Here is a 24,250-nt window from a genome sequence, read left to right as displayed (position 1 = left end):
CCATGTACCAGTACGACAGCTACGACCAGCAGATGGTCGATACCCGCGTCGCGGAGTTCCGCGACCAGGTGAGCCGCCGCCTCGCCGGCGAAATCACCGAGGACCAGTTCAAGCCGCTGCGCCTGAAGAACGGCCTCTATCTCCAGCTTCACGCCTACATGCTGCGCGTGGCCATTCCCTATGGCACGCTCAGCAGCGCGCAGATGCGGATGCTGGGCGATATCGCGGACAAGTACGACCGCGGCTACGGCCACTTCACCACCCGCCAGAACATCCAGTACAACTGGATCAAGCTGGAACAGGCGCCCGACCTGCTGGCCGATCTGGCCTCGGTCGAGATGCACGCCATCCAGACCAGCGGCAACTGCATCCGCAACACCACGGCCGACCAGTTCGCCGGCGCCGCTGCCGATGAACTCGTCGATCCGCGCCCCTATGCCGAACTGCTGCGCCAGTGGTCGACCTTCCACCCGGAATTCGATTACCTGCCGCGCAAGTTCAAGATCGCGATCATCGGTTCGGATACCGACCGTGCCGCGATGAAGCTGCACGACATCGGCATCCAGCTTGTGCAGAACGACGCGGGCGAGATCGGCTGCCGCTTCTACGTGGGCGGCGGCATGGGCCGCACGCCGATGATCGCGCCGGTGATCGGCGATTTCGTGCCGCCGCTCCAGATGATTTCCTATCTGGAAGCCTGCCTGCGCGTCTACAATCGCTACGGCCGCCGCGACAACAAGTACAAGGCGCGCATCAAGATCCTCGTCCACGAAATCGGCGCCGACGAATATCGCCGCCAGGTCGAGGAAGAGTTCGCGCACATCCTCACGCTTGGGCTTGAGCCGCCGCCGGCCGAACTGGAGCGCATCAAGGGCTTCTTCGAGCAGCCCGGCTTCGAAGCCGGCCTGTCCGACGATCTCGACCTGTCCGATCCCGACTTCGCGCTGTGGGTCGACCAGAACACCCACGCGCACAAGCAGCCGGGCTATGCGATCGTCACGATCAGCCTCAAGCCGGTGGGCGGCATTCCGGGCGATGCCACCGCCGACCAGATCCGCCTGATGGCCGATCTGGCCAAGGAGCTGAGCTTCGACGAACTGCGCGTCACCCATGCGCAGAACATCGTCCTGCCGCACGTCCGCAAGGCCGATCTCTACGCGCTGTGGCAGAAGCTCGACGCGGCGGGTCTGGCCGATGCCAACCTCGACCTGATCGGCGACATCATCGCCTGTCCGGGCCTCGATTATTGCAGCCTCGCCAATGCGCGCTCGATCCCGGTCGCGCAGAAGATCTCGGAACGCTTCGCCGACCTTGGCCGCCAGCGCGAGCTGGGCGAACTGAAGCTGAAGATCTCGGGCTGCATCAACGCCTGCGGCCACCACCACGCGGGCCACATCGGCATCCTCGGCGTGGATCGCAAGGGCACCGAGAACTACCAGCTGCTGCTCGGCGGCTCGGAAGCGGCGGATACCTCGCTCGGCACGATCACCGGGCCGGGCTTCAGCGAGGACGGCATCGTCGATGCGGTCGAAAAGGCCACCAATGTCTATCTCGCCCAGCGCAGCGACGGGGAACGCTTCCTCGATACCTACCGCCGCATCGGCATGGCCCCGTTCAAGGAAGCGATCTATGGTTGAGCAGACCCTGCGTTACCGCGATGACGAGCCGGTGGGCGATCCGGCCGTCACCGTCGACGCCTTTGCCGAACAGTCCAACGCCACCGCCGTCCGGATCGAGCCTGGCGACGATGCGCGCGCGCTGCTGCCCCACCTCGACCGCATCGCGCTGGTCGAGGTGAACTTCCCCGCCTACACCGAAGGCCGCGGCTATTCGGCGGCGCGGATCCTGCGTGAGCATGGCTATGCCGGCGAACTGCGCGCCGTGGGCGACGTGCTGGTGGACCAGCTTTCGCACATGCGCCGCTGCGGCTTCGACAGCTTCGCACCCGAGCAGGACATCAGCCGCGAAGCCGCCGACAAGGCCTTCGCGACCTGGCCTGAAGTCTACCAGAAGACGGTCGATGGCCGTCCCGCGATCTGGGCCAAGCGTCACGGCTGAAACCCGTGACCTGAAGGGAACCTAACCGCACATGAGCAGCACCACGCGCCAGCAGCAGGATCGCCGGATCGACCTGATCGATACCGCGCCGCGCTTCACCGAGAGCGACGCGATCCGCCTGAACAACCTGTTCCGCGGCACCGACACGCAGGACATGCTGCGCTCGGTCATCCGCGACGGGCTGGCCGGCGACCTCGCGGTCGTCTCCAGCTTCGGCGCCGAGAGCGCGGTGCTGCTCCACCTGATTGCCGAGGTCGATCCCGGCGTGGCGGTGCTGTTCCTGGAAACCGGCAAGCACTTCCCCGAAACCGTCGCCTACCGCGACGAACTCGCGGCGCATCTTGGCCTCACCAATCTCCAGATCATCGCGCCCGAGGCCGATGTGCTGGCGAAGAAGGACGACAATGGCCTGCGCTGGTCGTGGGACCCGGACGGCTGCTGCGAAATCCGCAAGGTCCAGCCGCTGGCCAAGGCGCTGCTCCACTTCGATGCCTCGATCACCGGGCGCAAGGGCTTCCAGTCCAGCACCCGCGCCGGGTTGCCGCGCTTCGAGATCGACAAGTCCGACGCGCAAGGGCGGCTGAAGATCAACCCGCTGGCATCGTGGAACAAGGAGCAGCTCGACGGCTACTTCACCGCGCATGGCCTGCCCCGGCACCCGCTGGAATCCGAAGGCTATCCCTCGATCGGCTGCGCCCCCTGCACCAGCAAGGTCGCGCCGGGCGAAGATCCGCGTTCGGGCCGCTGGAAGGGCTGGGACAAGACCGAGTGCGGCATTCACGCCCCCGGTGCCGCCGAGGACAAGCCCGGCGAACTGCCCCCCGGCTACGATCCGGCATTCTGACCGGCGTCCGGCGGCTGCCAGCCGCAAAGGTTGAACATCATATCGACCGCTTCTAGGCTCCGGCTTCCCGATCGGAGCATGGCTTGCGCACGTCCGTAACCACCCCGCCGCGCCTGCTGGCCGAACGGCTCGTGCTGCTGCTGGCGGTGGTGCTTCCGGCGCTGTTCTATGTGGCCGGGCTGGGCTTCGTCACCGACGACTGGGGCTTCCTCGCGCTGTTGAAGGCCAGCCCGGACCAGTCGGTCGCGGGACTGTACCGCACACTTGCCGCCGCGCCGAACCTCGCCGTGCGGCCACCGCAGATCCTGCTCTACATCGCCACGTGGAAAGCGATGCCGGGCAGCGCGCTCGGCCCGCACCTGATCAACCATGCGATGCTGGCGGGCGCGGTGCTGCTGCTTCACGACGCCTTGCGCCGTCTGCGCGGCTTCGCCCCGCTCGCGCTGCCGCTGGTGCTGGCCTATGCCTGCGCGCCGCACTTCAGCACCACGCGGATGTGGTATGCCAACCACATGGCGACGCTGGCGCTGCTGTGCTTCGCGCTGGCGCTGTGGCTGGTCGTCGCACTGGCGCAAGGCGAAACGCGCCGCCGCCCTGCGCTGCTCGCCGCGCTGGCGGGGACGGCGCTGCTGGGCGCGCTGTCCTACATCCTGTTCGCGTTCGTGCTGCTGGCCGTGCCGGTGTTCGTGTGGACCGCGCAAGGGTCGTCATTGCGAGATTTGCGACGCGACCGCAGGTTCGCGGTGACGGTCGCGGCGGTGACCTTGCCGCTCGCCGCGACATGCGCGTTCCAGTTGTGGATCGGCGGCGAACTGATGCCCCGGCGCGGCGCCCTCGACTTCGCGCTGCGCACCGCCGTGATCTATGTCCGGGCCGCCATCACCGATTTCGGCACGCTCGGCGTGTTGCTGCCCTGGCAGACCCTGCGCGTGCTGGCGGGACCGTTCGGCCACCCCGTCGCGCTGCTTCCCGGCGTGGCTGTGGCGGTGGCCGCCGCCCCGCTGGTCCGCCGCGCCTTTGCACCATCGCTCGAAGCGCCGTCACCACGCTTCCTCGCGCTCAGCGGCCTTGTCGCCTTCGTTCTGGGCTACGCCGGTTTCGTGCCCGTAGGCTTCTACGAGGATGGCGCTTTCGGCATCGGCAACCGCGACAATGTTGCCGGCACGCTTGGTGCCGCGCTGCTGCTGGCGGCCGGCCTGTGTGCGCTCGCCCGCCGCTATCCGCGCGCGGCCACCGGCCTGTTCCTGGGCATGATCGGCTGCGGCAGCACGCTGGTGACGCAGCTCGGCATGAACTGGGCGGAGGCCTCCGCCCGGCAAGAGGCGCTCTACGCCCGGCTCCGGGCTGCGGTGGGCACGCCGGCCAAGGACACGGCGGTGCTGCTTTATGGCACCTGCCCCTATCACGGGGCGGTTCCGGTTTTCGTCGGCTCCTATGGCCTTGGCGACAGGCTCTACGCCGATTTCCCCGGCCGCGACCTTTCCGCCAACACCATCCGCAACCAGAGCGAAGTCACCCCCGAAGGCCTGCGCATCGCCGACCGCTGGGGCGCTGAAACCTATCCCTACGGCAAGCTGACCGTGTTCGACGCGCGCACCGGCATGGCAACACCGCTGCCCACGCGCTCCGCCGCGACGACGTGGTTCGCCGCCCACCCGCTCGCCGCGTCCACCGGCTGCACGTTCTACGGCACGAGCGGCGTGGCCCTGTACTAGGCCGCGATCAGCGGGCGAACCAGATGACGTGGCGCGGTCCCTTGCCGTTCGCGCGGGCGCGGACGGTGATTTCTTCCACCGTGAAGGCTTCCTGAAGGCGGCGGGTGAACGCGGGATCGGGGGCGGCGGACCAGACCGCAAGCACGCCGCCGGGGCGGAGCGCTTCGCGCGCGGCGCGCAGGCCTCGGCTTGTGTAGATCCGGTTGTTGTCGCGGCGCACCAGTCCGTCCGGGCCATTGTCGACATCGAGCAGGATCGCGTCGTAGCCTCCGGGCATTTCCGCCTTCGCGTTGCCGATGGCGTCGGCGACATCGCCCATGCGCACCGTGACGCGCGGATCATCAAGGCAACCGGCGGCAAGGTCCGCCATCGGCCCACGCGCCCAATCGATCACTTCGGGCACGAGTTCGGCCACCACCACCTGCGCCTTCGGGCCGAGCGTGGCCAGCGCCGCACGCAAGGTGAAGCCCATGCCGTAACCGCCGACCAACAGGCGCGCAGACGCCTTGTTGTCCAGCCGGGCGCAGGTTTCCACCGCGAGCGCGACTTCCGAGCCGCTCATGCGGCTGCTCATCAGTTCGTTGTGGCCGAGCACGATCATGAAGTCGCGATCGTGCTGGTACAGCTTCAGCTCCACCCCGCCGGGCACTTGCGCCGTGCCAAGGAGTTCGCGCTTGATCATCGGCTATGCCTCTTGTTGCGTGGGCGCTTCATTTCAGCCACCCGGCCTCGCGGTACCATGCCGCAGTGGCGTGGAGACCCATGCGCGTTTCCACCTGCGGCTTCCACAAATGCCCGGGCGGCTGCATCGCCTCGCCGGCCATCCAGTCGGGATGGCACATATAGCCGACGCGGTCCTCGGTCAGCTTGGCGCGGTCCTTGCGCCAGAAGCGATCCGCGCGGGCGCCCAGCCGCAGCAGGCCGGGCGACAGCGACATCGGGGTGACGCGCCGGCCCACCGCCACACCGATGGCGCGGGCAAGGCTGTGGTGCGTCCAACCGCCCGGCTGGCCGTCGTCCGGCTCGAACGTCATGCTGGTCACGTCCTCGCCGCCCGGCAGCAGCGCCAGCAGCAGGCGGGCGAGATCGCCGACATGGATGATCGAAAGCTTGCCCTCTGGCGGCAAGGGCATGAAACCGCGCCGGGCGAGCCGGAACAGCTCCAGCATCTCGGTATCGCGGGGGCCATAGACCGCCGGGGGGCGCACCACCGACCAGTCGAGCGGGGCGGCGGTAACGATCCGCTCGCCCTTCAGCTTGGACGCACCATAAACCGAAAGCTGCGGCTCCCGCGCGGAAAGCGAGGAGACGTGGACGAAACGCGGCACGCCGGCCTTCATCGCCGCCTCGACCACGTTGAGCGTGCCCGCGACGTTGCCCGCCTCGAACCCGGCGGGATCGGGCGCGTTGACCACGCCGGCGATGTGGACGACCACGGTGGCGCGGCCGACCAGCCGCCGCAGCGCCGCCTTGTCCGCCAGATCGCCCTGCACCCATTCCACACCCGCGCGCGGTTCCTGCGGGCGGCGGGCGAGCGCGCGCACTTCCAGCCCCTGCCGCTGCGCCAGATCCAGCACCGCCTGCCCGACGAACCCGGTGGCGCCGGTCACCGCCAGCAATTCTGCCCCCATCAGATCAGAACCATCTGGTCGCGGTGGATCAGTGCCGAACGCGGGGCATAGCCCAGGATTTCCTCGTGCTCGGCGCTCTGTCGGCCCATGACGCGGGCGCATTCGGCGGCATCGTACTCCGACAGCCCGCGTGCCAGGGTCGCTCCGTCCGGTCCCTGCACCTCGACAGCATCGCCGCGCCGGAAATCGCCATCCACGGCAGTGACACCCGCCGCCAGCAGGCTGGACCCCTTCGCCAGCGCCGCCGCCGCACCGGCATCGACATGGACCGCGCCGCGCACGCGCAGCTTGCCGCCCAGCCATGCCTTGCGCGCCTGCTTGCGCCCGCGCGGCAGGAACAGCGTGCCCCGGTCCGCGCCAAGCGCCGCCTGCACGGGCGAAAGCGGCTGGCCGTCGATGATCGCCAGGGCGATGCCCGCCATCTCGGCGATCTCGGCCGCCTGCAACTTCGAGGTCATTCCGCCCGAGCCAAGGCCCGACGACGATCCGCCGGTGGCCATCGCGTGGATTTCGGGCGTGACGCCCTTGACCACGGGAATGCGCACCGCGCCCGGCTGGCGCGGATCGCGGTCATACAGCCCGTCGATGTCGGACAGCAGCAGAACGCCTTTCGCGCCCGCTGCCTGGCCCACGCGCGCCGCGAGCCGGTCGTTGTCGCCAAAGCGGATTTCCTGCGTGGCGACGGTGTCGTTCTCGTTGATCACCGGCACCGCGCCTGCTGCCAGCAGCGTGCCCATCGTGGCGGTGACGTTGAGATAGCGCCGCCGGTCTTCAAGGTCTTCCAGAGTCAGCAGCACCTGCGCCGCCGTGATGCCGTGCCCGGCCAGCAGTTCGGCCCACAGCCCGGCGAGCGCGATCTGGCCCACGGCCGCCGCCGCCTGCGCATCGGACAGGCTGCCCCGACCACCCTTGGCGAGGCCCAGCTTGCGCGCGCCCAGCGCGATTGCGCCCGAGGAAACCACGATCACTTCCTGCCCGCGCGCACGCATCGCCGCGATTTCGGCCACCAGCGCGGCCAGCCATTCGCGCCGCGGCTGCCCGTCCTTGCCCACAAGCAGGGCGGAACCGACCTTCACCACCAGCCGGGAGCAGGTGGCGGCGTCGGTCAGATGGGCAAGCTGGCTGATCTTCATGAGGGCGCGGCTTAAGGGAATTGTGACGGGACTGGAAGGGCGCTTCGGGCCGCTTTGCGCACGGCCGGGCGATGCGGGAAAGGAAACCCGTCAGCCCGGCAGGCGCATCAGCCCAGCGGAGACCAGGGCTTGCGATCTTCCTCGACCACCACCTCGCCCGTCGGCCGCTCGGTAACGGTGGCGACGGGCAGGTATTCGAGCACCGCATCGAGCAGGGCATCGATGCCCTTGCCCGTCGCGCCCGAAATCGGGAACACGCGGTCCGCGCCGGCCGCGAGCAATTCGTCGCCGAACGCCTTGACCAGTTCCTTGTCGACCAGGTCGATCTTGTTGAGCGCGACAAGGCGCGGCTTGTCGTCCAGCCCGGCGCCATACGCCTCCAGCTCGCCCTCGACGATGTGCATCGCCTCGACCGGATCGGTATCGCTGTGGATGTCGATCAGGTGGATCAGCACGCGGCAGCGTTCGATATGCCCCAGGAAACGGTCGCCGATGCCCGCGCCCTCGGCCGCGCCCTCGATCAGGCCGGGAATGTCGGCCAGAACGAATTCGCGGTTGCGATGGCGCACCACGCCCAGCTGCGGACGCAGCGTGGTGAAGGCGTAATCGCCTACCTTCGCCTTGGTGTTGGTGATCTGGTTGATGAAGGTCGACTTGCCGGCATTGGGCAGGCCGAGCAGGCCCGCGTCGGCCATCAGCTTCAGGCGCAGCCAGACGTACATCTCCGCGCCCGGCCAGCCCGGACCGCACTGCCGCGGCGCGCGATTGGTCGAGGTCTTGTAGCTGAGGTTGCCGCGCCCGCCATCGCCGCCGCGCAGCAGGGTCACGCGCTGGCCAGCCTCGGTCAGGTCGGCCAGCACCGTCTCGCGGTCGTCGTCGAGCACCTGCGTGCCCACCGGCACCTTGATGACCAGATCGTTGCCGCCGGCGCCGGTGCGGTTCTTGCCCGCGCCGCCGTGCCCGCGCTGTGCCTTGAAATGCTGGGTGTAGCGGAAGTCGATCAGGGTGTTGAGACCGACCACGGCCTCGAAGATGATGTCCCCGCCCTTGCCGCCGTCGCCGCCGTCGGGGCCGCCGTATTCGACATACTTTTCGCGCCGGAAGCTGACCGCACCCTGGCCACCCGCGCCGGAGCGGATGAAGATCTTGGCCTGGTCGAGGAAATGCATGGGCTTAAAATTCCGGAAAAACGAGGGCGGCTAGCGAGGTGGGGCGCGATCCCGCAGCCTGCAAGGGTCGATCAAATGCCCAGCCCGGTCAATCCACCGGACGGCCATATACCGAAAAGGCCGCCGGCGGGACCGGCGGCCTTTTCGGTATATGACATTGCCCGATATCTGGTGGAGCCGAGGGGGATCGAACCCCTGACCTCGTCATTGCGAACGACGCGCTCTCCCAGCTGAGCTACGGCCCCGTTCCAGTATCGTCCGGCATGGCGCTCCGAAGAACCATACCCTGCCGGGAGCGCGGCCCTTAGCGCAGGGCCGGCAGATTCGCCAAGAGCAAAATTGACTTTTTTGCAGGCGCCGCCCCGGATCGGCGCCCGCTGCACCTCAGCGCGCGCCGCCGTTCGCCGGATTGCTCCCCTGCCCGGCCGAGAGCGACGACAGGACGATCGCCGGCTGGTTCGCCGCGGACGGCGTCCCAAGGCCGGCAGAAGCCGACGCCGTACCATACTGCGCCTCCCAGATCGCCAGATCGGTGCGATACTTTTCGTAGCGGCGGTAGAAATCGTCGAACACAACTTCGATGTTCGGCAGGCTGCGCACCGCGAATGCCTCAAGCTCCACCGGCTTCACCACCATGCCGTCGCGGCTGACCGCCAGCACAGCATCGCAGAAGTCCGACAGCGTCGGCGGCAGCGCGAAATGGTTGTAGACCGAGGTCATGTACGCTTCACGCGGGGCGACAAAGCGGGCGCCGTACTTCTTGCGGAAATCCGCATCGACCGCCTTGTTGGTGCTGGTCAGCACCTTGGCGTTCGAGGTGAGGAAGGCACGGTAGCGCGGCAGGATGTCAACGTGCTGCGGGGCGCTGCAATTCAGCGCGGCGACGTTGTAGGCCGAACGCAGGTTCCACAGCATCTGCGCCGGCGAAATGTTGCGATTGACCGACTGCCGCAGGCCGGATGCATCGGCAGGCGGCAGCGCCACGTTCAGGCTGGCCCCATTCGGCGGCGTGGGCCGCGGCGGAATGATCACCACCTTGGGCGGCGGCGGCGGCGGAGGGGGCGGCGGCGGCTTCGCGCACGAGGCAAGCGCAAGGGCCAGCCCGGCGGCGGCCATGGCCGGAGCGGAACGCAGAAGCACGGCAAGGCGCGGTGAATGAAACATCAGAACTCCCCCGAAAGCGCCCACAAACGATCCGCCAGGTTGCGGACGGGGTACTTTCTCCGTGATGAACGGGAATATAACCACATTGGCAGACAAAGAAAATGCCCGGCAGGTCATTCGACCCACCGGGCATCTCGAACTGACGTCCTATCCGGCCCTGTTCAGCGGCGATCGCCCATGAACTGCAGCAGGAACGTGAACATGTTGATGAAATCGAGGTAGAGCGTCAGCGCACCCATGACCACGGCCTTGCCCGCGAAATCGGTGCCGGCAAGGTAGGCATACTGGTCCTTGAGCCGCTGCGTGTCATAAGCGGTCAATCCCGCGAAGATCAGCACGCCAAGGAAGCTGATGCCCCAGGCAAGGCCCGGCGACTGCAGGAAGATGTTGACCAGCGACGCGATCAGGATGCCCACAAGGCCCATGATCAGGAACGTGCCCATGCCCGACAGGCTCTTCTGCGTGGTGTAGCCGAACAGGCTCAGACCCGCGAAGGCGCCCGCCGTGGCGAAGAACGTCGCCGCGATCGAGGGGCCGGTGTAGACGAAGAAGATCGACGACAGCGACATGCCCATCACGACGCTGAAAGCCCAGAACAGGCCACGCACCGCGGTGGTCGAAAGCCGGTTGATGCCGAAGCTCATCACCATGACGAAAGCCAGCGGGGCCAGCGCCACAAGCCAGCGCAGCGGCGTGCCGAACACGGCGGCGGCGGCGCCGCTGCTCGCGAACAGCAGCGCGACGATGCCCGAAAGCAACACGCCCGAGGCCATGTAGTTGTAGATCGAAAGCATGTAGCGCCGCAGGCCCGCATCGAACACTTCGCTGCGGCTGTTGACGCCGGAAAGGCTCGGAGACGCGCCGAAGCCCGTCCGGGGCTGGGGGTCGTTCCAATTTGCCATGTGCTTCTAGACTCCGTTCGGGCCAGGATCGGCCCGGTCCGTGCAATATCGCCCTTGCCTCATGCGGATTCAAGCGAAACCGGAATGTGACCTTTGTGACAAAGTGTATCTGGCCGCGGGCCCGTCAGCGCTTGCGGCGGGCCTCCTCGGTCATTTCGGCACTGCGATCGCGCGCGCCGCGCAGCGTATCTTCCATCAGGCTCACCAGCCGGCGGTCCGCATCGAGCACATCGAGCCCGACCTGCGTGACCCCGCCCGGACTGGCGACGCGCCGCGCCAGCTCGCCCGGACCGTAAGGCGACTGCGCCGCGAGCGTGGCCGCGCCTTCCACCATCGCCAGTGCGAGCCGATCGGCCTGGTCGCGCGGCAGGCCCAGCGCGGCGGCGCCTTCGGCCAGCGCGTCGATCACTCGGTAGACGAACGCGGGGCCGGAGCCGGCGAGCGCGGTGACGAGGTCCATCTGGTCCTCGCCCGAAAGCCATTCGGCCTGCCCCAGTGGCGCCATCAGCCGCTCGGTCAGCGCCTTCGCCTCGCCCTGTGCATCGCCCACCAGCGCGATCGGCGATTTCCCCAGCGCGGCGGCGAGATTGGGCATCACCCGCACGATCGCGCCGGCCTGCGGAAAGGCGGCGCGCAGCGTGGCAAGGTCCACACCCGCGAGAATCGACAGGAGCAGCGTGCCCGGCCCGACGTGCGGGGCCACGGCGGCGGCCGCATCGGGCAATTGCTGGGGCTTGAAACCGAGCAGCACCACATCCGGCTGCGCGCCTGCGGCCGGCGCTTCCTTCAGCAGGCGCACGCCTTCGGGCGCGGCGGCCAGGTAGGGATCCACAACGGTGAAGCTCTCGGCGGGAATGCCGCCCGCCAGCCAGCCGGCGAGCATCGCGCCGCCCATATTGCCGCAACCGAACTGGAGAAAGGAAATGCCCGTCATCGCCCGCATCCTTGCTGCGCGCGGGCGAGAACCGCCTCGCCGCGCGAGGCCTGCGCCTATGTCAGGCTTCGCCCGCGGCGTCCACCAGCGCGCTCGCGAGCGCTTCGGCCGGGCTCTTGTCGCCCCACAGGATGAACTGGAACGCGGGGTAGAACCGGTCGCACTCGTCGATGGCGGCCTCGATCGCCGTCTGCGCCTGAGTCAGGCTGAGCAGTCCGTCGTCGCCCAGCATCAGCCCGTGACGATAGAGCAGGACCGCTCCGTTCGACCAGATGTCGAAATGGCCGAGCCACACCTGCTCGTTGATCAGCGCCATGACTTCGTAGACGGCGCTGCGCTTGTCCTCGGCCACGCGAATGTCCGGCAGGCACAGGATCTGGAGCACGTGGTCTTCGGTCCGCCAGATGCAGCGGATCTGGTAGTTGGCCCACGACCCCTGGATCTCGCCGTGGATCTCGTCGTCCGACACGAATTCGCAGGGCCAGCCCCGCGCCTCGAACAGCGAGGCGAGCATGTCGACGGGTGCGGCGTCGTCGCGTTCGCTTTCGTCGTGGCCGGTCCGCATCTTCGCGTTCTCCAGGGCCAAGGCCCGCAAGACGGCAGGATGATCCCCGCCGTTCGTTCGCGCCGATCCATCGCCGAGCGAGGGCCGGCGGACAATGACAGGTTACCAGCGGCTTGGGCAAAACTACACAAGGCTGTGCAAAAGCTGTGGACACGCGGTGCATGAACGCCCGCACGGCCACCTTCACTTGAGCGGAAGCGTGTCCACCGACTGCCCCGCCGGGCTGGTCCACTGGAACCCGCTGACCCCATCCTTGCGCAGTGCCTTGACGAAGTCCTGCGCTGCCGCCTCGCTCTCGAACGGCCCGGCCAGCAGGCGGAAATTGCCGCGCCACGGCGTGATGTAGGGCTTCTTCGCCTTCAGCACGGCGGCCTCCTTGACGAGCCGCCGCCATTCCTTGTCCATCAGGTCGCGGTTGGCGCCGGTCAGCACCTGCACCCAGATGCGGCTGGGATGGCTGGGCGCTGCGGCCTTGCCCTTGCCGGCCTTGGCGTCCTTCTCGTCCTTGAGAACCTTGGCATCCCTGGCGGCATCCTTGGCGCCCTTGGTCCCCTTCGCGCCGGGCGCGGTCTTTTCGGCCAGCGCCAGCTTGGCATCGCGCTCGGTAGTGCGCGAAACGGCGGTCGGCGCATCGGGCCGTTCCCCGCGTGCGTCGAGCTTCGCCTTGACGTCCTTTGCAGCGCCCTTCGCATCGCGGGCCGTGGCCTTCGCGCCCTTTTCCTCGGGTGCCGGCACCGCGATCGCAGGCCTGGCCGCCAGCTTCGGCTCGGGCGCACGCGGACGCACCGGCGCGATCCGGGTGATGTCGACCGCGACGACCCTTTCCTGCTGTTCCGCCTCCGGCGCCTTGAAGCCTTCAAACAGAGCGCGGAAATCGGCCGGCGAAGGCGGCGCTTCGGTCACCGCTGCGGTGCGGACCGGAGCGGGCTGCGGCGCGGACACCGGGGCGCGGACGGAAACGGGGATCGGCACGGGCGCCGGGGCCGGCGCAGACGGCGGCAGGTCGATCCGCGCGGGATAAGGTGCGGAAACGGGTGCAGGAACCGACGCCTGAACCGGTGACGCCTGAACCGGTTGGGACCCCGGCGTGCGCGCCAGGTCGAAGCCCGGCGTCGGCGCCGATGCAGCAGGAACGCTGGCAAAACCCGGCGCAGGACTGGCCGCCGCAGCCTGCACTGGCTGGGGCTGGGACTGGATCTGGGGCTGCACCTGCGGCCTGACCGGGGCCGGAAGCGGCTGCACAACCGGTTGCGATGCCATCGCCGCCGGACGCGGCACGGGCTGCACCACCGGCACGGAAACAGCCTGCGGAGCCGGAGGCGGCGGCGCAGCAACGGCAACCGGAGCCGCCGGACGAGGTGCCGCCATGGCAACCGCCACGCGGTCCTCGCGGCCGGGGCGGCGGCGCTTCTCGCGGCTGGGCGCGGTGCCCTTGCCGCCCAGCGCATCACCCGCGGGGATCAGTCCGGAATCGACACGCGGCGCGCGCGGATGGAGCGCGGCGTATTGCACGATCAGCGGATCGTCGCGCCCGATGTCCGCCGCGCGCGGGAAGTGGCCGAGATTGGCCGCAGCCGCCTGCTGCGCGGGGGTGAGCCGCCCCATGAAGCGCAGGTATGGCGCGATCCCCGCCGCCAGATCCTGCGGCATCGAGGCATAGGCGACCGACACGGCTTCGTCCGGCGTACCGGTGATAGCCATGACGAACGTGCGCACCCGCCACGCGGCGCGGTCCTGCCGCTGCACCAGCGGTGCCAGCACGCCTTCGGCGGCGCGCCGGTCGCCCGCGATCGCCAGGCTCAGCCCATAGCGCCGCAGCACTTCGTCGTTCGGCCCGCGATTGAGAGCAAGCTGGTAGGAGCGCTGGGCGGCGGCATTGTCGCCCACCAGATCGTAGGCCAGGCCCCGGTCGGGCGCCATCGCCACCACGTCGGCGCCCGCACGTTCAGCCTCGTCAAAGGCCCGGATCGCCTCGATCGGCTTGTCGGCCTTCAGCATCGCCGTGCCGATCTGCGCCTTGACCTGCGCATTGCCGGGCGCAACCTCGTTGGCGCGGCTGAAGAAGCCGACCGCAGCATCGGTATCGCCCAGTTGCAGCGCGGCGGTGCCGGCATCGAGCAGCGCGGTCAGGTTGCGCGGATCGCGCGCCAGCCGGCCCAATGCGGAATTGAGCGCCTGTCCGGGCGAAGGCGCGCCCCCGCCGATCTGCTGGATGACCGGGCGCGAGACCATCGGGCCGCTGCCCGGATCGTCGCTGGGCTGCGCGGCGCGCACCGCGAGCGGGGCCGCTCCGGCAAGCAGCAGGGCGAGCGCCATCGCGGCGCGGGTGGAGGCGTTCGGCGAACGGGCGATTCGGCGCATCATCGTGCCGACCCCATAGCGGCGCTGACCTTAAGCGGCGGCAACAGGCGCGCCGGCTGGCGGACAAGTCCGCCCGGCCGCGCTCCCGCGATGGGAGTGCGGCCGGGCCGGACGGTTACTGGTTGTTCTGGCGACCCAGGAAACGCGGAATGTTCAGCGAACCGCCGTCATCCTGATCGTCGTCGTCGCCGCTGCGGGCACCCCCGCGCGAGAGGTTTGCCATGCGCTCGAACAGCGTGCTGCCGCCAGCGGCGGGGCGCGGCGCGGCAGGCGCCGGCTGGGCACGGCCGAAGCGCGGCGACACCGGCTCTTCCTGCGCGGGATCGAGCTGCAGCTCTTCGCCAGCCGGAGCGGCAGGTGCCGGCTCCGTCTGTTCCTCGCTGAGGTCCAGCGTCAGGTCGAGCGTTTCCTGCGGCTCGGCCTCGGCCGAGGCAAAACCGGGCTGCGCGCCGGGCGCGGTGTGGCCGGTGCTGTCCGCCACGGGGGCAACGCCGCCCTGTTCGGGCGCGGTCCACGAAGCGGGCGCAGGCGCCGGCTCGGGCTGAACCGGAGCCTGGGCCACCGGCGCGGGCGCCGGTTCGGCGGCCGAACGGACCGGGGTCGAGCCGGGGAACGCCGGCCCGCGCGAGGCGCCGGGGATGCTCGCCGGACGCGAGGCGATCTCGGCCTGCTCGGTCGTCTGCTCTATGCCGGTGGCGACCACCGAAACGCGAATCTTGCCGTCGAGGTCGGGATTGAACGCCGAACCCCAGATGATGTTCGCGTTGGGATCGACCAGCTCGCGGATGTGGTTCGCCGCCTCGTCCACTTCGAGGAGCTTCATGTCCTCGCCGCCGATGATCGAGATGATGACGCCCTTCGCGCCCTGCATCGACACGCCGTCGAGCAGCGGGTTGGCAATGGCGCGTTCAGCCGCTTCCAGCGCGCGGTTCGGGCCTTCGCCCTCGCCCGTGCCCATCATCGCCTTGCCCATCTCGCCCATCACCGAACGCACGTCGGCGAAGTCGAGGTTGATCAGGCCCGGCATCACCATCAGGTCGGTGATCGAGCGGACGCCCTGCTGCAGCACTTCGTCGGCCAGCTGGAACGCTTCCTTGAAGGTCGTTTCCGCCTTGGCGACCAGGAACAGGTTCTGGTTCGGAATGACGATCAGCGTATCGACGTGCTTCTGCAGTTCCTCGATGCCGGTATCGGCCGAGCGCATCCGGCGCGTGCCTTCGAACAGGAACGGCTTGGTCACCACGCCCACGGTCAGCACGCCCTTGCGGCGCGCGGCCTCGGCGATGACCGGCGCGGCGCCGGTGCCGGTGCCGCCGCCCATGCCGGCGGCGATGAACACCATGTGCACGCCTTCCAGCGCGCGCTCGATGTCCTCAAGCGTTTCCTCGGCAGCGGCGCGGCCCACTTCGGGGCGGGCGCCTGCACCCAGACCCTGCGTGATATCGGGGCCAAGCTGGATGCGGTGGTCCGCGATCGAGTTGTTCAGCGCCTGTGCGTCGGTGTTGACGACGATGAAATCCACGCCTTCGATCTTGGCGTTGATCATGTTCGCGATAGCGTTGCCGCCTGCGCCGCCAACCCCGATCACCGTGATCCGGGGCCGAAGCTCGTCGATGGCCGGCGGTCCGATGTTGATGCTCATTTCGTCTCCCTTTCGGGTCAGGATTTGTGGCGGACGGTTCGCCGCGATGCAGCTTGGCTCAGCTTTGGCACACAACGATTCGACGAATCAAAGTTAAACTCGGCTTTTCCACAGGATGGAGTGACCGAATGCCCGGGAATCCGGCCAATCCGGTATCAAACCTATGCCGCGGGCAGATCAAAAATACTCTTTGACCGCCTTCCACACCCGATTCACCAGCCCGAGGCCGGAATAGGGCGTCTCCGGATTCCATCTCGGGCCGACCGCGCGGATGTCCACCGGGTCGGCCGCGGCATAGAGCACCAGCCCCACCAGCGTCGACGAACTCGGAGTCGCGTGGCCCGGCGGCAGCCCCAGCATCGTCGGCGGCGCGCCGATCCGCACCGGACGGCCCAGCGCCGACTGGGCATAGTCGGCAAGGCCGGGAAGCTGCGCGCCGCCACCCGTCAGCACCACTTGCTGACCGCGCTGGCCGGTGAAGCCCATCGCCTTGAGCGACTTGCCCACTTCCTCCGTGAAATGGCCGAGCTGCTGCGTGATGACCGAGATCAGCTCCGCGCGCGGGATGCGGTTCTTGTCGTCGGCATGGCGCGCGATCGGCCCCCCGTCGGGATCGCCCGGTGCGTTCACCGGGATCATCTCGCGATGGTCTGCCGGACTGGCGATGGCCGACCCGGACATGCACTTGAGCCGCTCGGCCTGATAGCGCCGGATCCCGAAGGCGCTGGCGATGGAATCGGTAATGTCGCCCGAACCGAACGGGATGACCTGCATTCCCAGCAGCATCCCCGCAGCATAGACCGACACGGTGGTCACTTCGGCCCCGAATTCCACCAGCGCCACGCCCAGTTCGCGCTCCTCCGGCGTGAGGCAAGCATGGCCCGTCGCCACCGGCGATCCGACCACGGCTTCCACGCGCAAGTGCGCGTTCTCGACCGTTTCCTTGATGTTGCGCACCGGCGCACCGTCCGCGAGCATGACGTGGATATCCACCGCCAGCCGCTCGGCATGAAGCCCCTTGGGGTTGGGCACCCCGTGCGCTCCGTCCAGCGTGTAGTGCGCGGGCTGCGCGTGCAGCACCGTGCGCCCGTCGGGCTGGATCACCTCTCGCCCAGCCACCAGCAGGTGCTCGATATCGTCCTGCTCGATCCGCCGCCCGCCGATTTCCACCTCGACCTTGGCCGTGGTGCTGGCCAGCCCCGCGCCCGAACAGCCGATCCACACCGACTGCACGCTGGCATTGGCCATCTTCTCGGCGCGCTCGATCGCATCGCGCACCGAATGGGTGGCGGCCTGCATATCGGTGACATAGCCGCGCTTGATGCCCTGGCTGGCGCGGTGGCCGGACCCGAGCACGACCATTTCGCCCGTTTCCGACAGGCCCGCGATCATCGCGGAGGTGCGGAACGAGCCGAGATTGACCGCGGCGAAAACCTTGGTGATGCGCGGAACCGCCATGTCCTCAGTCCCTCGCAGTGGCGGCAGGCTTGGGCACGGGCGAAGACACGGCGGCAGCCTGCTTCTTCGCTTCGGCCTTGGCCTGTGCGGCGGCGCGCTGTTCGGCCGCCATTTCGTCGGCATGGCCCGGCACGCGCAGATAGACCCGGTCGGGCGCGCGCATGTCGAAGCTCGCCACCTTGCCGCCCAGCAGACGGTTGACGCCGTCCATCCGCGCGAACGTCAGCAGCGCCCCGGCCGATTGCTCGTCGCCTTCGGGCAGCGCCAGCACCTGCCCGGTCTTGAACGTCAGATTCCAGCGGCGATGACCGACCCATTCGGCCTCGGCAACTTGCGGCTTGATCGCGGGCGCGGCCTCCAGCAGCTTGCCAAGGTCGGCCACCCGCTCCTCCGCGCCTTCGCCCGAAAGCACGAACATGCCCTTGGCACGCGCCGCCGAAACGGGTTCGAGCGCGTGGCCGGTCTCGTCGATCAGCACCAGCTTGCCGTCCTTGCGCATCACCGCGTGCGGGCTGCGCTCGACCACGTCGACCACCAAGGTATCGGGCAGCTGGCGCGAAACACGCGCGTCCTTCACCCACGGCAATTGCAGCAGACCCTCGCGCAGGCCCGCCAGATCGAGCCGCGGCATGGCCTGGTCGCGCTGGCCCAGCACTTTCTCGTAGATGGTCAGCTCGTTCATGCGGTTGACGCCGCGCACTTCCACGCGCTTGACCTCGAAACCGGCATCGGCGGCGACCAGCGCCATCTTGTCCTCGGCCAGCGCCGGCACCCCGGCCATGCTCGCCACGGTCCAGACCAGCCCGCCCGCGCCGACGAGAATGCCCGTCAGGATGATCCGGTGCAGCGTCTCATCGCTGAACGGCAGCCAGCGCATCGCCTGATCGATGGCACTGCCGGTCTGCTTCTTCGCGGTGGCGACCTTGGCTTTCGCGCCCTTGGCCGCTGCGGCGCGCCGCACCCCCTTGCCGCCTCGCCGGATCGTCTGCGCCATGGCGTTCAGCCCTTCCCCCCGCTCACGCCCGCACCTGCGGCTTTTGCCGCCAGAGCGTCCGCGATGATCGCTTCCACCAGATCGCCGTAGTCCATGCCCAGCTTGCGCGCCTGCTCAGGCACAAGGCTCAGCGGGGTCATCCCCGGCTGGGTGTTCACTTCCAGCAGGAACAGCCCTTCGACGCCCTGCGTGTCATCCCAGCGGAAGTCCGAGCGGCTGGTGCCCTTGCAGCCCAGCAGCCGGTGCGCGCGCAAGGCGATATCCTTGCACGCCTCGGTCACGTCATCGGGAATCTCGGCCGGGCAGATATGGTCGGTCATACCATCGGTGTATTTCGCATCGAAATCGTAGAAGCCGGACTTGGGCTTCAGTTCGGTGACGAGCAGCGCCCGGTCAGCCAGCACGGCGGTGGTCAGTTCGCGCCCGCGGATGAACGGTTCGGCCAGCAGCTGGCCGAATTCCTGCCACGGACCCTTGGACGAACGGTCGATCGGATTGCCGTAGTTGCCCTCGGCGGTGACGATCGCCACGCCGACGGACGATCCTTCATTGACCGGCTTCAGCACATATGGGCGCGGCAGCGGATCGCGCTGGAACAGTTCCTCGGTGGTAACGATGCGCCCGCCGGGCATCGGGATGCCGTGGGGGACCAGTGCCTGCTTGGTCAGTTCCTTGTCGATCGCGATGACCGACGTGGCGAGGCCCGAATGCGTGTAGGTCAGGCCCATCAGGTCCATCATGCCCTGCACCGTGCCGTCCTCTCCCGGCGTGCCGTGCAGCGCGTTGAACACCACGTCCGGCTTCGCCTCGGACAGCCGCAGCGCCACGTCGCGGTCCATGTCGATCCGCGTCACGCGGTGCCCGCGCGCCTCCAGCGCGTCGGCCACACCGTTGCCGCTCATCAGCGAGACGGGGCGCTCGCTCGACCAGCCTCCCATCAGGACGGCGACATGAAGTTTCGGAAGGGTCACGACGACTTGCCTACTCTCTGGATTTCCCATTCCAGCTCGACGCCGGAATTCTCGCGCACCCGGCGGCGCACTTCCTCGCCCAGTCCTTCGATGTCGGCGCTGGTCGCACTGCCGGTATTGATCAGGAAGTTGGTGTGCTTTTCTGAGACTTGCGCCCCGCCCCTGGCCAGCCCGCGGCAGCCGGCCTTGTCGACCAGTTCCCACGCCTTGGCGCCATCGGGGTTCTTGAAGGTCGATCCGCCGGTCTTCGAACGCAGCGGCTGGCTCGCTTCGCGCGCGGCGCTGATGCGGTCCATCTCGGCCTGGATCGCTTCGGGATCGCCGGGGTGGCCCCGGAACCGCGCGGCGACGACAATCGCGCCTTCAGGCAGGCTTGAGTGCCGGTAGGTGTAGTTCAGGTCGCGTTCGGGCAGAGTCACCAGATCGCCGGACCGCAGCACCACGTCGCAGGTCACCAGCACGTCCTTGACCTCGCGGCCATAGGCCCCGCCGTTCATCCGGCAGAAGCCGCCGACCGTCCCGGGGATCGAACGCAGGAATTCCAGCCCCGCGATGCCGCTGTCGCGCGCGGTCGAGGAAACGAGAATGCCGCTGGCCCCGCCGCCGCAATCGAGCGTGATTTCATCGACCTGGCCGACTTTTGCGAAAGCCTTGCCCAGCCGCACGACCACGCCGGGCACACCGCCGTCGCGCACGATCAGGTTCGAGCCGAGGCCCAGCGCCATGACCGGCACCGCCGGATCGAGTTCACGCAGGAACTGCTGGAGATCGGCCACGTCCTTCGGCTCGAACAGCCACTGCGCCGCCCCGCCGGACTTGAACCAGACCAGCGGCGCGAGCGGCGCGTTTTCGGTGAGCTTCCCGCGAACCGGGGGAAGCACGGACGTCGTCACGCGGCGCCCCTTTCCCGCTCGATGGCAGAAGCAAGGCCGGCCGCCCACTTGGTGATATCGCCCGCCCCCAGGCAGACGACCATGTCGCCCGGCTGCACCGTGCCGGCCAGTTCCTTCGCCAGCGCGTCCGGCCCGGCTATCAGGTGCGCGCTGCGGTGGCCGCGCGCTTTGATGCCTTCGACCATCGCGGCGCTGTCCACGCCCTCGATCGGCTGTTCGCCCGCGGGATAGACCGGCGCGGCATAGACCACGTCGGCATCGTTGAACGCGCCCTGGAAGTCTTCCATGTGATCGCGCAGGCGGGTGAAGCGGTGCGGCTGGACCACGGCGATGACCCGGCCCTTCACCCCTTCGCGCGCCGCAGCGAGCACGGCGCGGATTTCGACCGGGTGGTGGCCGTAGTCGTCAATGATCGTTGCGCCCGCGACTTCGCCCACCTTGGTGAAGCGGCGCTTCACCCCGCCGAACTTGGCGAAGCCGGTGCGGATGCACTCGTTCGAGCAGCCCATCTCGCGCGCGACGGCCACGGCGGCGAGCGCGTTCTGGACGTTGTGGCGGCCGGGCATCGGCAGTTCGATATCCTCGATCCGCTGGAACGAGCCATCGCGCTGGCGCAGCACCGCGTTAAAGCGGTTGCCGCCGGGGATCGGCGTCACCGCCTCGCCGCGAACGTCAGCCTGCGCGGAGAAGCCATAGGTGATGACGCGGCGATCGCGCACCTTGGGAATGATCGCCTGCACTTCGGGATGGTCGATGCACAGCATCGCCGCGCCGTAGAAGGGCACGTTCTCGATGAATTCGACGAAGGCATCCTTGACCTTGTCGAACGAACCGTAGTGATCGAGGTGTTCGGGATCGATGTTGGTCACGACCGCGATCGTACCGTCTAGGCGCAGGAAGGAACCGTCGCTTTCGTCGGCTTCGACCACCATCCAATCGCTGTCGCCAAGGCGAGCGTTCGAGCCGTAGGAATTGATGATCCCGCCGTTGATCACGGTCGGATCGATCCCGCCGGCATCGAGCAGGCAGGCGACCATCGAGGTGGTAGTGGTCTTGCCGTGGGTGCCGGCCACAGCCACGGTGTTCTTGAGCCGCATCAGTTCGGCCAGCATTTCCGCGCGGCGCACCACGGGAACGCGGGCTTCCAGTGCGGCCACGACTTCGGGATTGTCGCGCTTCACGGCGGTGGAGGTGACGACGACCGACACGCCGTCGACGTTCTCGGCCGTCTGGCCGATCATCACCTTGATCCCGCGGCTGCGGAGGCCTTCGACGACATAGCTTTCAGCCATGTCGGAGCCTTGCACCGAATAGCCCATGTTGTGCATCACTTCGGCGATGCCGGACATCCCGATGCCGCCGATGCCGACGAAGTGGATCGTCCCGATCTCGATGCCGACGCCCTTCATGCCGCGCCTCCGTGCGCGAGCGCTTCGCCCGAGCGGGCCGCCGGGGCCGCGGCATCGACGCGGAACACGTCCATCAGCGGCGCGCCGCCGAAGCCTTCGACCAGATCGGCAAGGTCGGACACGGCATTGGGCAGGCCGCAGTTCCACGCGGCATGGGCAGCGTTGGCGAGGGAGTGGGGATGGAGCGCCATCGTCTGGATCTGCTTCGCGAGTTCCTTGGGGGTAAAGCCGGTCTGGCGGATCGCCCGCGCCCCGCCCGCGCGCACGATCTCGCGCGTGTTGGCGGCCTGGTGATCGTCGGTGGCGATGGGCAGCGGCACGAGGATGGCCGGACGGCCAACCGCAGTCAGCTCCGCGATGGTGGAAGCGCCGGCACGGCCGATGAACAGGTGCGCTTCGGCAAGGCGGCTGGCCATGTCTTCGAAATAGGTGCCGAGCTCAGCCGGAATCTGATGCCCGGCATAGCGCGCGCGCACCGCCTCGATATCCTCGGGCCGGCACTGCTGGGTCACCTGCAGCCGGTGGCGCAGTGCGGCGGGCAGCATGGCGAGGCCATCGGGAACGACGTCGGACAGCACCGACGCGCCCTGGCTGCCGCCGGTTACCAGCACGCGGAACAGGCTGTCCTCATCGAATTCGGGAAACGGTTCGCTGCGCAGGGTCAGCACTTCCGGGCGCACCGGATTGCCGACGAGATGCACTTTGCCCGACAGCTTGGGGTCGAGCCGGTCGACCTCCTGGTAGGCGGTGGCGATGGCATCGACGCGCTTCGCCAGGAAGCGGTTGACCCGGCCCAGCACGGCGTTCTGTTCGTGGATCACGGTGGGGATGCGCGCCGAACGCGCCGCCAGCAGCGCGGGCAGCGCCGGGTAGCCACCGAAGCCCACAACGCACGAAGGCTCGAAGCTTTCGAACAGGCGCAGCGCCATCGCCCGGCCGCGCCAGATCGCACGCAGCCCCTTTGCGAGAGCGACTGGGTTCTTGCCCAGCCGGCCCGCCGGCAGCACGTGCGCGGGCAGGAACGAGGGCTTGCCGGGGATCTTCGCGCCGCGCTCGTCCGTCACCAGCGCAACGTGGTGGCCGCGCCGTTCCAGCTCCACCGCAAGCGCGAAGGCGGGCAACAAGTGCCCGCCCGTACCGCCTGCCGCGAGAACGTAGTGCCGCGAGACACCGGGGGGATGTTGGGCGCTCATTTGCGCGGAAGCTCCCTGAAGTCGAAGGTTTCGCGGCTCAGATAGGGATTGCGGCGCGTGATGGCGAGCAGGAAGCCAACACCGAGCAGGAGCGCGATGGTCGACGATCCGCCGTAACTGATGAGCGGCAGGGTCATGCCTTTCGAGGGGAAGAGCTGAAGATTGACGAGGATGTTGATGAATGCCTGCCCGGCGAGCTGCGCGGTCAGCCCGGCCCCGGCGAGAATGGTGAAAAGATCATCCTCGTCCATCAGGCGCAGCATCACGCGGATCACGATGGCGCAGTAGATCACCACGATCAGCGCGCAGGCGATGAGACCGAACTCCTCGCCGATCACCGAGAAGATGTAGTCGGTATGCGCTTCGGGCAGCGCGTTCTTGCGGCTCCCCAGCCACAGCCCAGCACCGCTCCACCCGCCGTTGAGCATGGTGCGCATGGCCAGATCGACCTGATCGAACTCGCTGCCGCCCGAAATGAACGCATCGATGCGGTGGGTGGCGTTGGGATAGAACAGATAGGCCATGACCACGACGACAATGCCGCCGCCCACGCTCCACAGGATGCGGTTGACCGACAGGCCGGAAAGCAGGACGAGCACGAACCACACCCCGCCGAACAGCACCGTCGATCCGAAATCGGGCTGCGCCATGAGCAGCGCCCCGGTCAGGCCCATCAGGCCCATGGTGATGGCGATGACCGGCATATTGGGATCGCGCAGCCGCCACGACAGGATCCAGGCCACCGCAATGGCAAAGCCGGGCTTCAGAAATTCGGACGGTTGCAGGCTGAAGCCGATCCACAGCCAGCGCTTGGCCCCCTTCACCTCGCTGCCGACGAGCGGCACGAGGACGAGCGCCACGATCATCGCGCCGGCGATCAGGATGGCAAGCCGCCGCGCGGACTCCTTGGGCAGCAACGAAGCCACGAACATCGCGACAAGCCCCAGCGCGAGCCAGCGCAAGTGCAGCCAGAAGAAGTAGAGATCGCCCAGCGACTTTTGCGCGGTCGAAAGACGGTGGGCACTCGCCGGGGAGGCCGCGGCCACGGCGATCGTTCCGATCACGACCAGTGACAGGACGAGGCCGAGCAGCACGCGGTCGATCTCGCGCCACCAGATCACCAGCTCGCTGCGGCGGCTGCGGCGATAGCGATTGCCGCGCCCGACCACGCGCACACCGCCGTCGCGGGTGGTGGTGGTAACGTGGCGTGTGGG

At 68.3% G+C, this 24,250-nt stretch carries 21 protein-coding genes and 1 tRNA gene; 4 read left to right on the top strand and 18 right to left on the bottom strand.

Features of this window, described 5'->3' with window-relative positions; genetic code table 11:
* Nucleotides 1–2: 2 nt before the first annotated feature.
* From OLX02_RS00530 to OLX02_RS00515, 4 genes are all read left to right on the top strand, one after another.
* Nucleotides 3–1,637, top strand: coding sequence for a nitrite/sulfite reductase (locus OLX02_RS00530; RefSeq protein ID WP_264419387.1), 1,635 nt, complete (start codon nt 3–5; stop codon nt 1,635–1,637).
* Nucleotides 1,630–2,058, top strand: a complete 429-nt coding sequence (locus OLX02_RS00525; protein WP_264419386.1) for a DUF934 domain-containing protein — start codon at nt 1,630–1,632, stop codon at nt 2,056–2,058. Before OLX02_RS00530 ends, OLX02_RS00525 begins: the two co-directional genes overlap by 8 nt.
* A gap of 31 nt (nt 2,059–2,089) precedes the next feature.
* The gene (locus OLX02_RS00520) at nt 2,090–2,902 is read left to right on the top strand and encodes a phosphoadenylyl-sulfate reductase (RefSeq protein ID WP_264419385.1); all 813 of its coding nucleotides are present in this window, start codon (nt 2,090–2,092) and stop codon (nt 2,900–2,902) included.
* 83 nt (nt 2,903–2,985) lie between these two features.
* Nucleotides 2,986–4,617: a hypothetical protein gene (locus OLX02_RS00515; protein WP_264419384.1), complete on the top strand. Its 1,632-nt coding sequence runs from the start codon at nt 2,986–2,988 to the stop codon at nt 4,615–4,617.
* A 7-nt stretch (nt 4,618–4,624) separates the two neighbouring features.
* Here the strand turns inward: OLX02_RS00515 and OLX02_RS00510 are convergent, their stop codons facing one another.
* The 18 genes from OLX02_RS00510 to OLX02_RS00425 all read right to left on the bottom strand — a co-directional run bounded on the left by OLX02_RS00510 (nt 4,625) and on the right by OLX02_RS00425 (nt 24,211).
* Nucleotides 4,625–5,299, bottom strand: coding sequence for a spermidine synthase (locus OLX02_RS00510; RefSeq protein WP_264419383.1), 675 nt, complete (start codon nt 5,297–5,299; stop codon nt 4,625–4,627).
* Between the two features lie 28 nt (nt 5,300–5,327).
* Nucleotides 5,328–6,248 (bottom strand): NAD-dependent epimerase/dehydratase family protein, encoded by a 921-nt coding sequence (locus OLX02_RS00505; RefSeq protein ID WP_264419381.1) that lies wholly within the window; start codon nt 6,246–6,248, stop codon nt 5,328–5,330.
* Entirely contained in the window at nt 6,248–7,381 is a 1,134-nt protein-coding gene (gene proB, locus OLX02_RS00500; protein ID WP_264419380.1) for a glutamate 5-kinase, read from the bottom strand. Before proB ends, OLX02_RS00505 begins: the two co-directional genes overlap by 1 nt.
* Nucleotides 7,382–7,488: 107 nt before the next feature.
* Nucleotides 7,489–8,550, bottom strand: coding sequence for a GTPase ObgE (gene obgE / locus OLX02_RS00495; RefSeq protein ID WP_264419378.1), 1,062 nt, complete (start codon nt 8,548–8,550; stop codon nt 7,489–7,491).
* 169 nt (nt 8,551–8,719) lie between these two features.
* Nucleotides 8,720–8,795 (bottom strand) — tRNA-Ala (locus tag OLX02_RS00490).
* A gap of 139 nt (nt 8,796–8,934) precedes the next feature.
* Nucleotides 8,935–9,714 (bottom strand): hypothetical protein, encoded by a 780-nt coding sequence (locus OLX02_RS00485; RefSeq protein ID WP_264419377.1) that lies wholly within the window; start codon nt 9,712–9,714, stop codon nt 8,935–8,937.
* Nucleotides 9,715–9,875: 161 nt separating this feature from the next.
* Nucleotides 9,876–10,616 carry a Bax inhibitor-1/YccA family protein gene (locus OLX02_RS00480; protein ID WP_264419376.1) on the bottom strand — a complete coding sequence of 247 codons (741 nt, stop codon included), beginning with the start codon at nt 10,614–10,616 and terminating at the stop codon, nt 9,876–9,878.
* Between the two features lie 124 nt (nt 10,617–10,740).
* Entirely contained in the window at nt 10,741–11,550 is an 810-nt protein-coding gene (gene proC / locus OLX02_RS00475) for a pyrroline-5-carboxylate reductase (RefSeq protein ID WP_264419375.1), read from the bottom strand.
* Between the two features lie 61 nt (nt 11,551–11,611).
* Nucleotides 11,612–12,115, bottom strand: coding sequence for a YbjN domain-containing protein (locus OLX02_RS00470; RefSeq protein ID WP_264419374.1), 504 nt, complete (start codon nt 12,113–12,115; stop codon nt 11,612–11,614).
* A gap of 183 nt (nt 12,116–12,298) precedes the next feature.
* Nucleotides 12,299–14,479 carry an SPOR domain-containing protein gene (locus tag OLX02_RS00465; protein ID WP_264419373.1) on the bottom strand — a complete coding sequence of 727 codons (2,181 nt, stop codon included), beginning with the start codon at nt 14,477–14,479 and terminating at the stop codon, nt 12,299–12,301.
* 112 nt (nt 14,480–14,591) lie between these two features.
* Nucleotides 14,592–16,118 carry a cell division protein FtsZ gene (gene ftsZ, locus OLX02_RS00460; protein WP_264419372.1) on the bottom strand — a complete coding sequence of 509 codons (1,527 nt, stop codon included), beginning with the start codon at nt 16,116–16,118 and terminating at the stop codon, nt 14,592–14,594.
* A 177-nt stretch (nt 16,119–16,295) separates the two neighbouring features.
* Nucleotides 16,296–17,576, bottom strand: coding sequence for a cell division protein FtsA (ftsA, locus tag OLX02_RS00455; protein ID WP_264419371.1), 1,281 nt, complete (start codon nt 17,574–17,576; stop codon nt 16,296–16,298).
* Nucleotides 17,577–17,580: 4 nt separating this feature from the next.
* Complete coding sequence (locus OLX02_RS00450; RefSeq protein ID WP_264419370.1) at nt 17,581–18,570, bottom strand: cell division protein FtsQ/DivIB; 990 nt, start codon at nt 18,568–18,570, stop codon at nt 17,581–17,583.
* Nucleotides 18,571–18,575: 5 nt separating this feature from the next.
* On the bottom strand, nt 18,576–19,541 hold the full coding sequence (locus OLX02_RS00445; protein ID WP_264419369.1) for a D-alanine--D-alanine ligase: 966 nt from the start codon (nt 19,539–19,541) through the stop codon (nt 18,576–18,578).
* Nucleotides 19,538–20,434 carry a UDP-N-acetylmuramate dehydrogenase gene (murB, locus tag OLX02_RS00440; protein WP_264419368.1) on the bottom strand — a complete coding sequence of 299 codons (897 nt, stop codon included), beginning with the start codon at nt 20,432–20,434 and terminating at the stop codon, nt 19,538–19,540. The genes OLX02_RS00445 and murB overlap by 4 nt, the downstream gene beginning before the upstream one ends.
* Nucleotides 20,431–21,843, bottom strand: coding sequence for a UDP-N-acetylmuramate--L-alanine ligase (gene murC / locus OLX02_RS00435; protein ID WP_264419367.1), 1,413 nt, complete (start codon nt 21,841–21,843; stop codon nt 20,431–20,433). Before murC ends, murB begins: the two co-directional genes overlap by 4 nt.
* Nucleotides 21,840–23,036, bottom strand: coding sequence for an undecaprenyldiphospho-muramoylpentapeptide beta-N-acetylglucosaminyltransferase (gene murG, locus OLX02_RS00430; protein ID WP_264419366.1), 1,197 nt, complete (start codon nt 23,034–23,036; stop codon nt 21,840–21,842). The genes murC and murG overlap by 4 nt, the downstream gene beginning before the upstream one ends.
* Entirely contained in the window at nt 23,033–24,211 is a 1,179-nt protein-coding gene (locus OLX02_RS00425; protein WP_264420294.1) for an FtsW/RodA/SpoVE family cell cycle protein, read from the bottom strand. Before OLX02_RS00425 ends, murG begins: the two co-directional genes overlap by 4 nt.
* Nucleotides 24,212–24,250: the final 39 nt, after the last annotated feature.

Origin of the sequence: Novosphingobium sp. KCTC 2891 (genome assembly GCF_025938155.1) — a bacterium.
Taxonomy (GTDB): domain Bacteria; phylum Pseudomonadota; class Alphaproteobacteria; order Sphingomonadales; family Sphingomonadaceae; genus Novosphingobium.
The sequence above is the reverse complement of the archived record's forward strand: the minus strand, read 5'-3'. Positions and strand labels throughout refer to the sequence as shown.

What these genes read in the sequence shown, in the direction of transcription:
- OLX02_RS00530 (WP_264419387.1), top strand. Translation starts at nt 3, where the DNA reads ATGTACCAGTACGACAGCTACGACCAGCAGATGGTCGATACCCGCGTC.
- OLX02_RS00525 (WP_264419386.1), top strand. Translation starts at nt 1,630, where the DNA reads ATGGTTGAGCAGACCCTGCGTTACCGCGATGACGAGCCGGTGGGCGAT.
- OLX02_RS00520 (WP_264419385.1), top strand. Translation starts at nt 2,090, where the DNA reads ATGAGCAGCACCACGCGCCAGCAGCAGGATCGCCGGATCGACCTGATC.
- OLX02_RS00510 (WP_264419383.1), bottom strand. Translation starts at nt 5,299, where the DNA reads ATGATCAAGCGCGAACTCCTTGGCACGGCGCAAGTGCCCGGCGGGGTG.
- OLX02_RS00505 (WP_264419381.1), bottom strand. Translation starts at nt 6,248, where the DNA reads ATGGGGGCAGAATTGCTGGCGGTGACCGGCGCCACCGGGTTCGTCGGG.
- proB (WP_264419380.1), bottom strand. Translation starts at nt 7,381, where the DNA reads ATGAAGATCAGCCAGCTTGCCCATCTGACCGACGCCGCCACCTGCTCC.
- obgE (WP_264419378.1), bottom strand. Translation starts at nt 8,550, where the DNA reads ATGCATTTCCTCGACCAGGCCAAGATCTTCATCCGCTCCGGCGCGGGT.
- OLX02_RS00485 (WP_264419377.1), bottom strand. Translation starts at nt 9,714, where the DNA reads ATGTTTCATTCACCGCGCCTTGCCGTGCTTCTGCGTTCCGCTCCGGCC.
- OLX02_RS00480 (WP_264419376.1), bottom strand. Translation starts at nt 10,616, where the DNA reads ATGGCAAATTGGAACGACCCCCAGCCCCGGACGGGCTTCGGCGCGTCT.
- proC (WP_264419375.1), bottom strand. Translation starts at nt 11,550, where the DNA reads ATGACGGGCATTTCCTTTCTCCAGTTCGGTTGCGGCAATATGGGCGGC.
- OLX02_RS00470 (WP_264419374.1), bottom strand. Translation starts at nt 12,115, where the DNA reads ATGCGGACCGGCCACGACGAAAGCGAACGCGACGACGCCGCACCCGTC.
- OLX02_RS00465 (WP_264419373.1), bottom strand. Translation starts at nt 14,479, where the DNA reads ATGATGCGCCGAATCGCCCGTTCGCCGAACGCCTCCACCCGCGCCGCG.
- ftsZ (WP_264419372.1), bottom strand. Translation starts at nt 16,118, where the DNA reads ATGAGCATCAACATCGGACCGCCGGCCATCGACGAGCTTCGGCCCCGG.
- ftsA (WP_264419371.1), bottom strand. Translation starts at nt 17,576, where the DNA reads ATGGCGGTTCCGCGCATCACCAAGGTTTTCGCCGCGGTCAATCTCGGC.
- OLX02_RS00450 (WP_264419370.1), bottom strand. Translation starts at nt 18,570, where the DNA reads ATGGCGCAGACGATCCGGCGAGGCGGCAAGGGGGTGCGGCGCGCCGCA.
- murC (WP_264419367.1), bottom strand. Translation starts at nt 21,843, where the DNA reads ATGAAGGGCGTCGGCATCGAGATCGGGACGATCCACTTCGTCGGCATC.
- murG (WP_264419366.1), bottom strand. Translation starts at nt 23,036, where the DNA reads ATGAGCGCCCAACATCCCCCCGGTGTCTCGCGGCACTACGTTCTCGCG.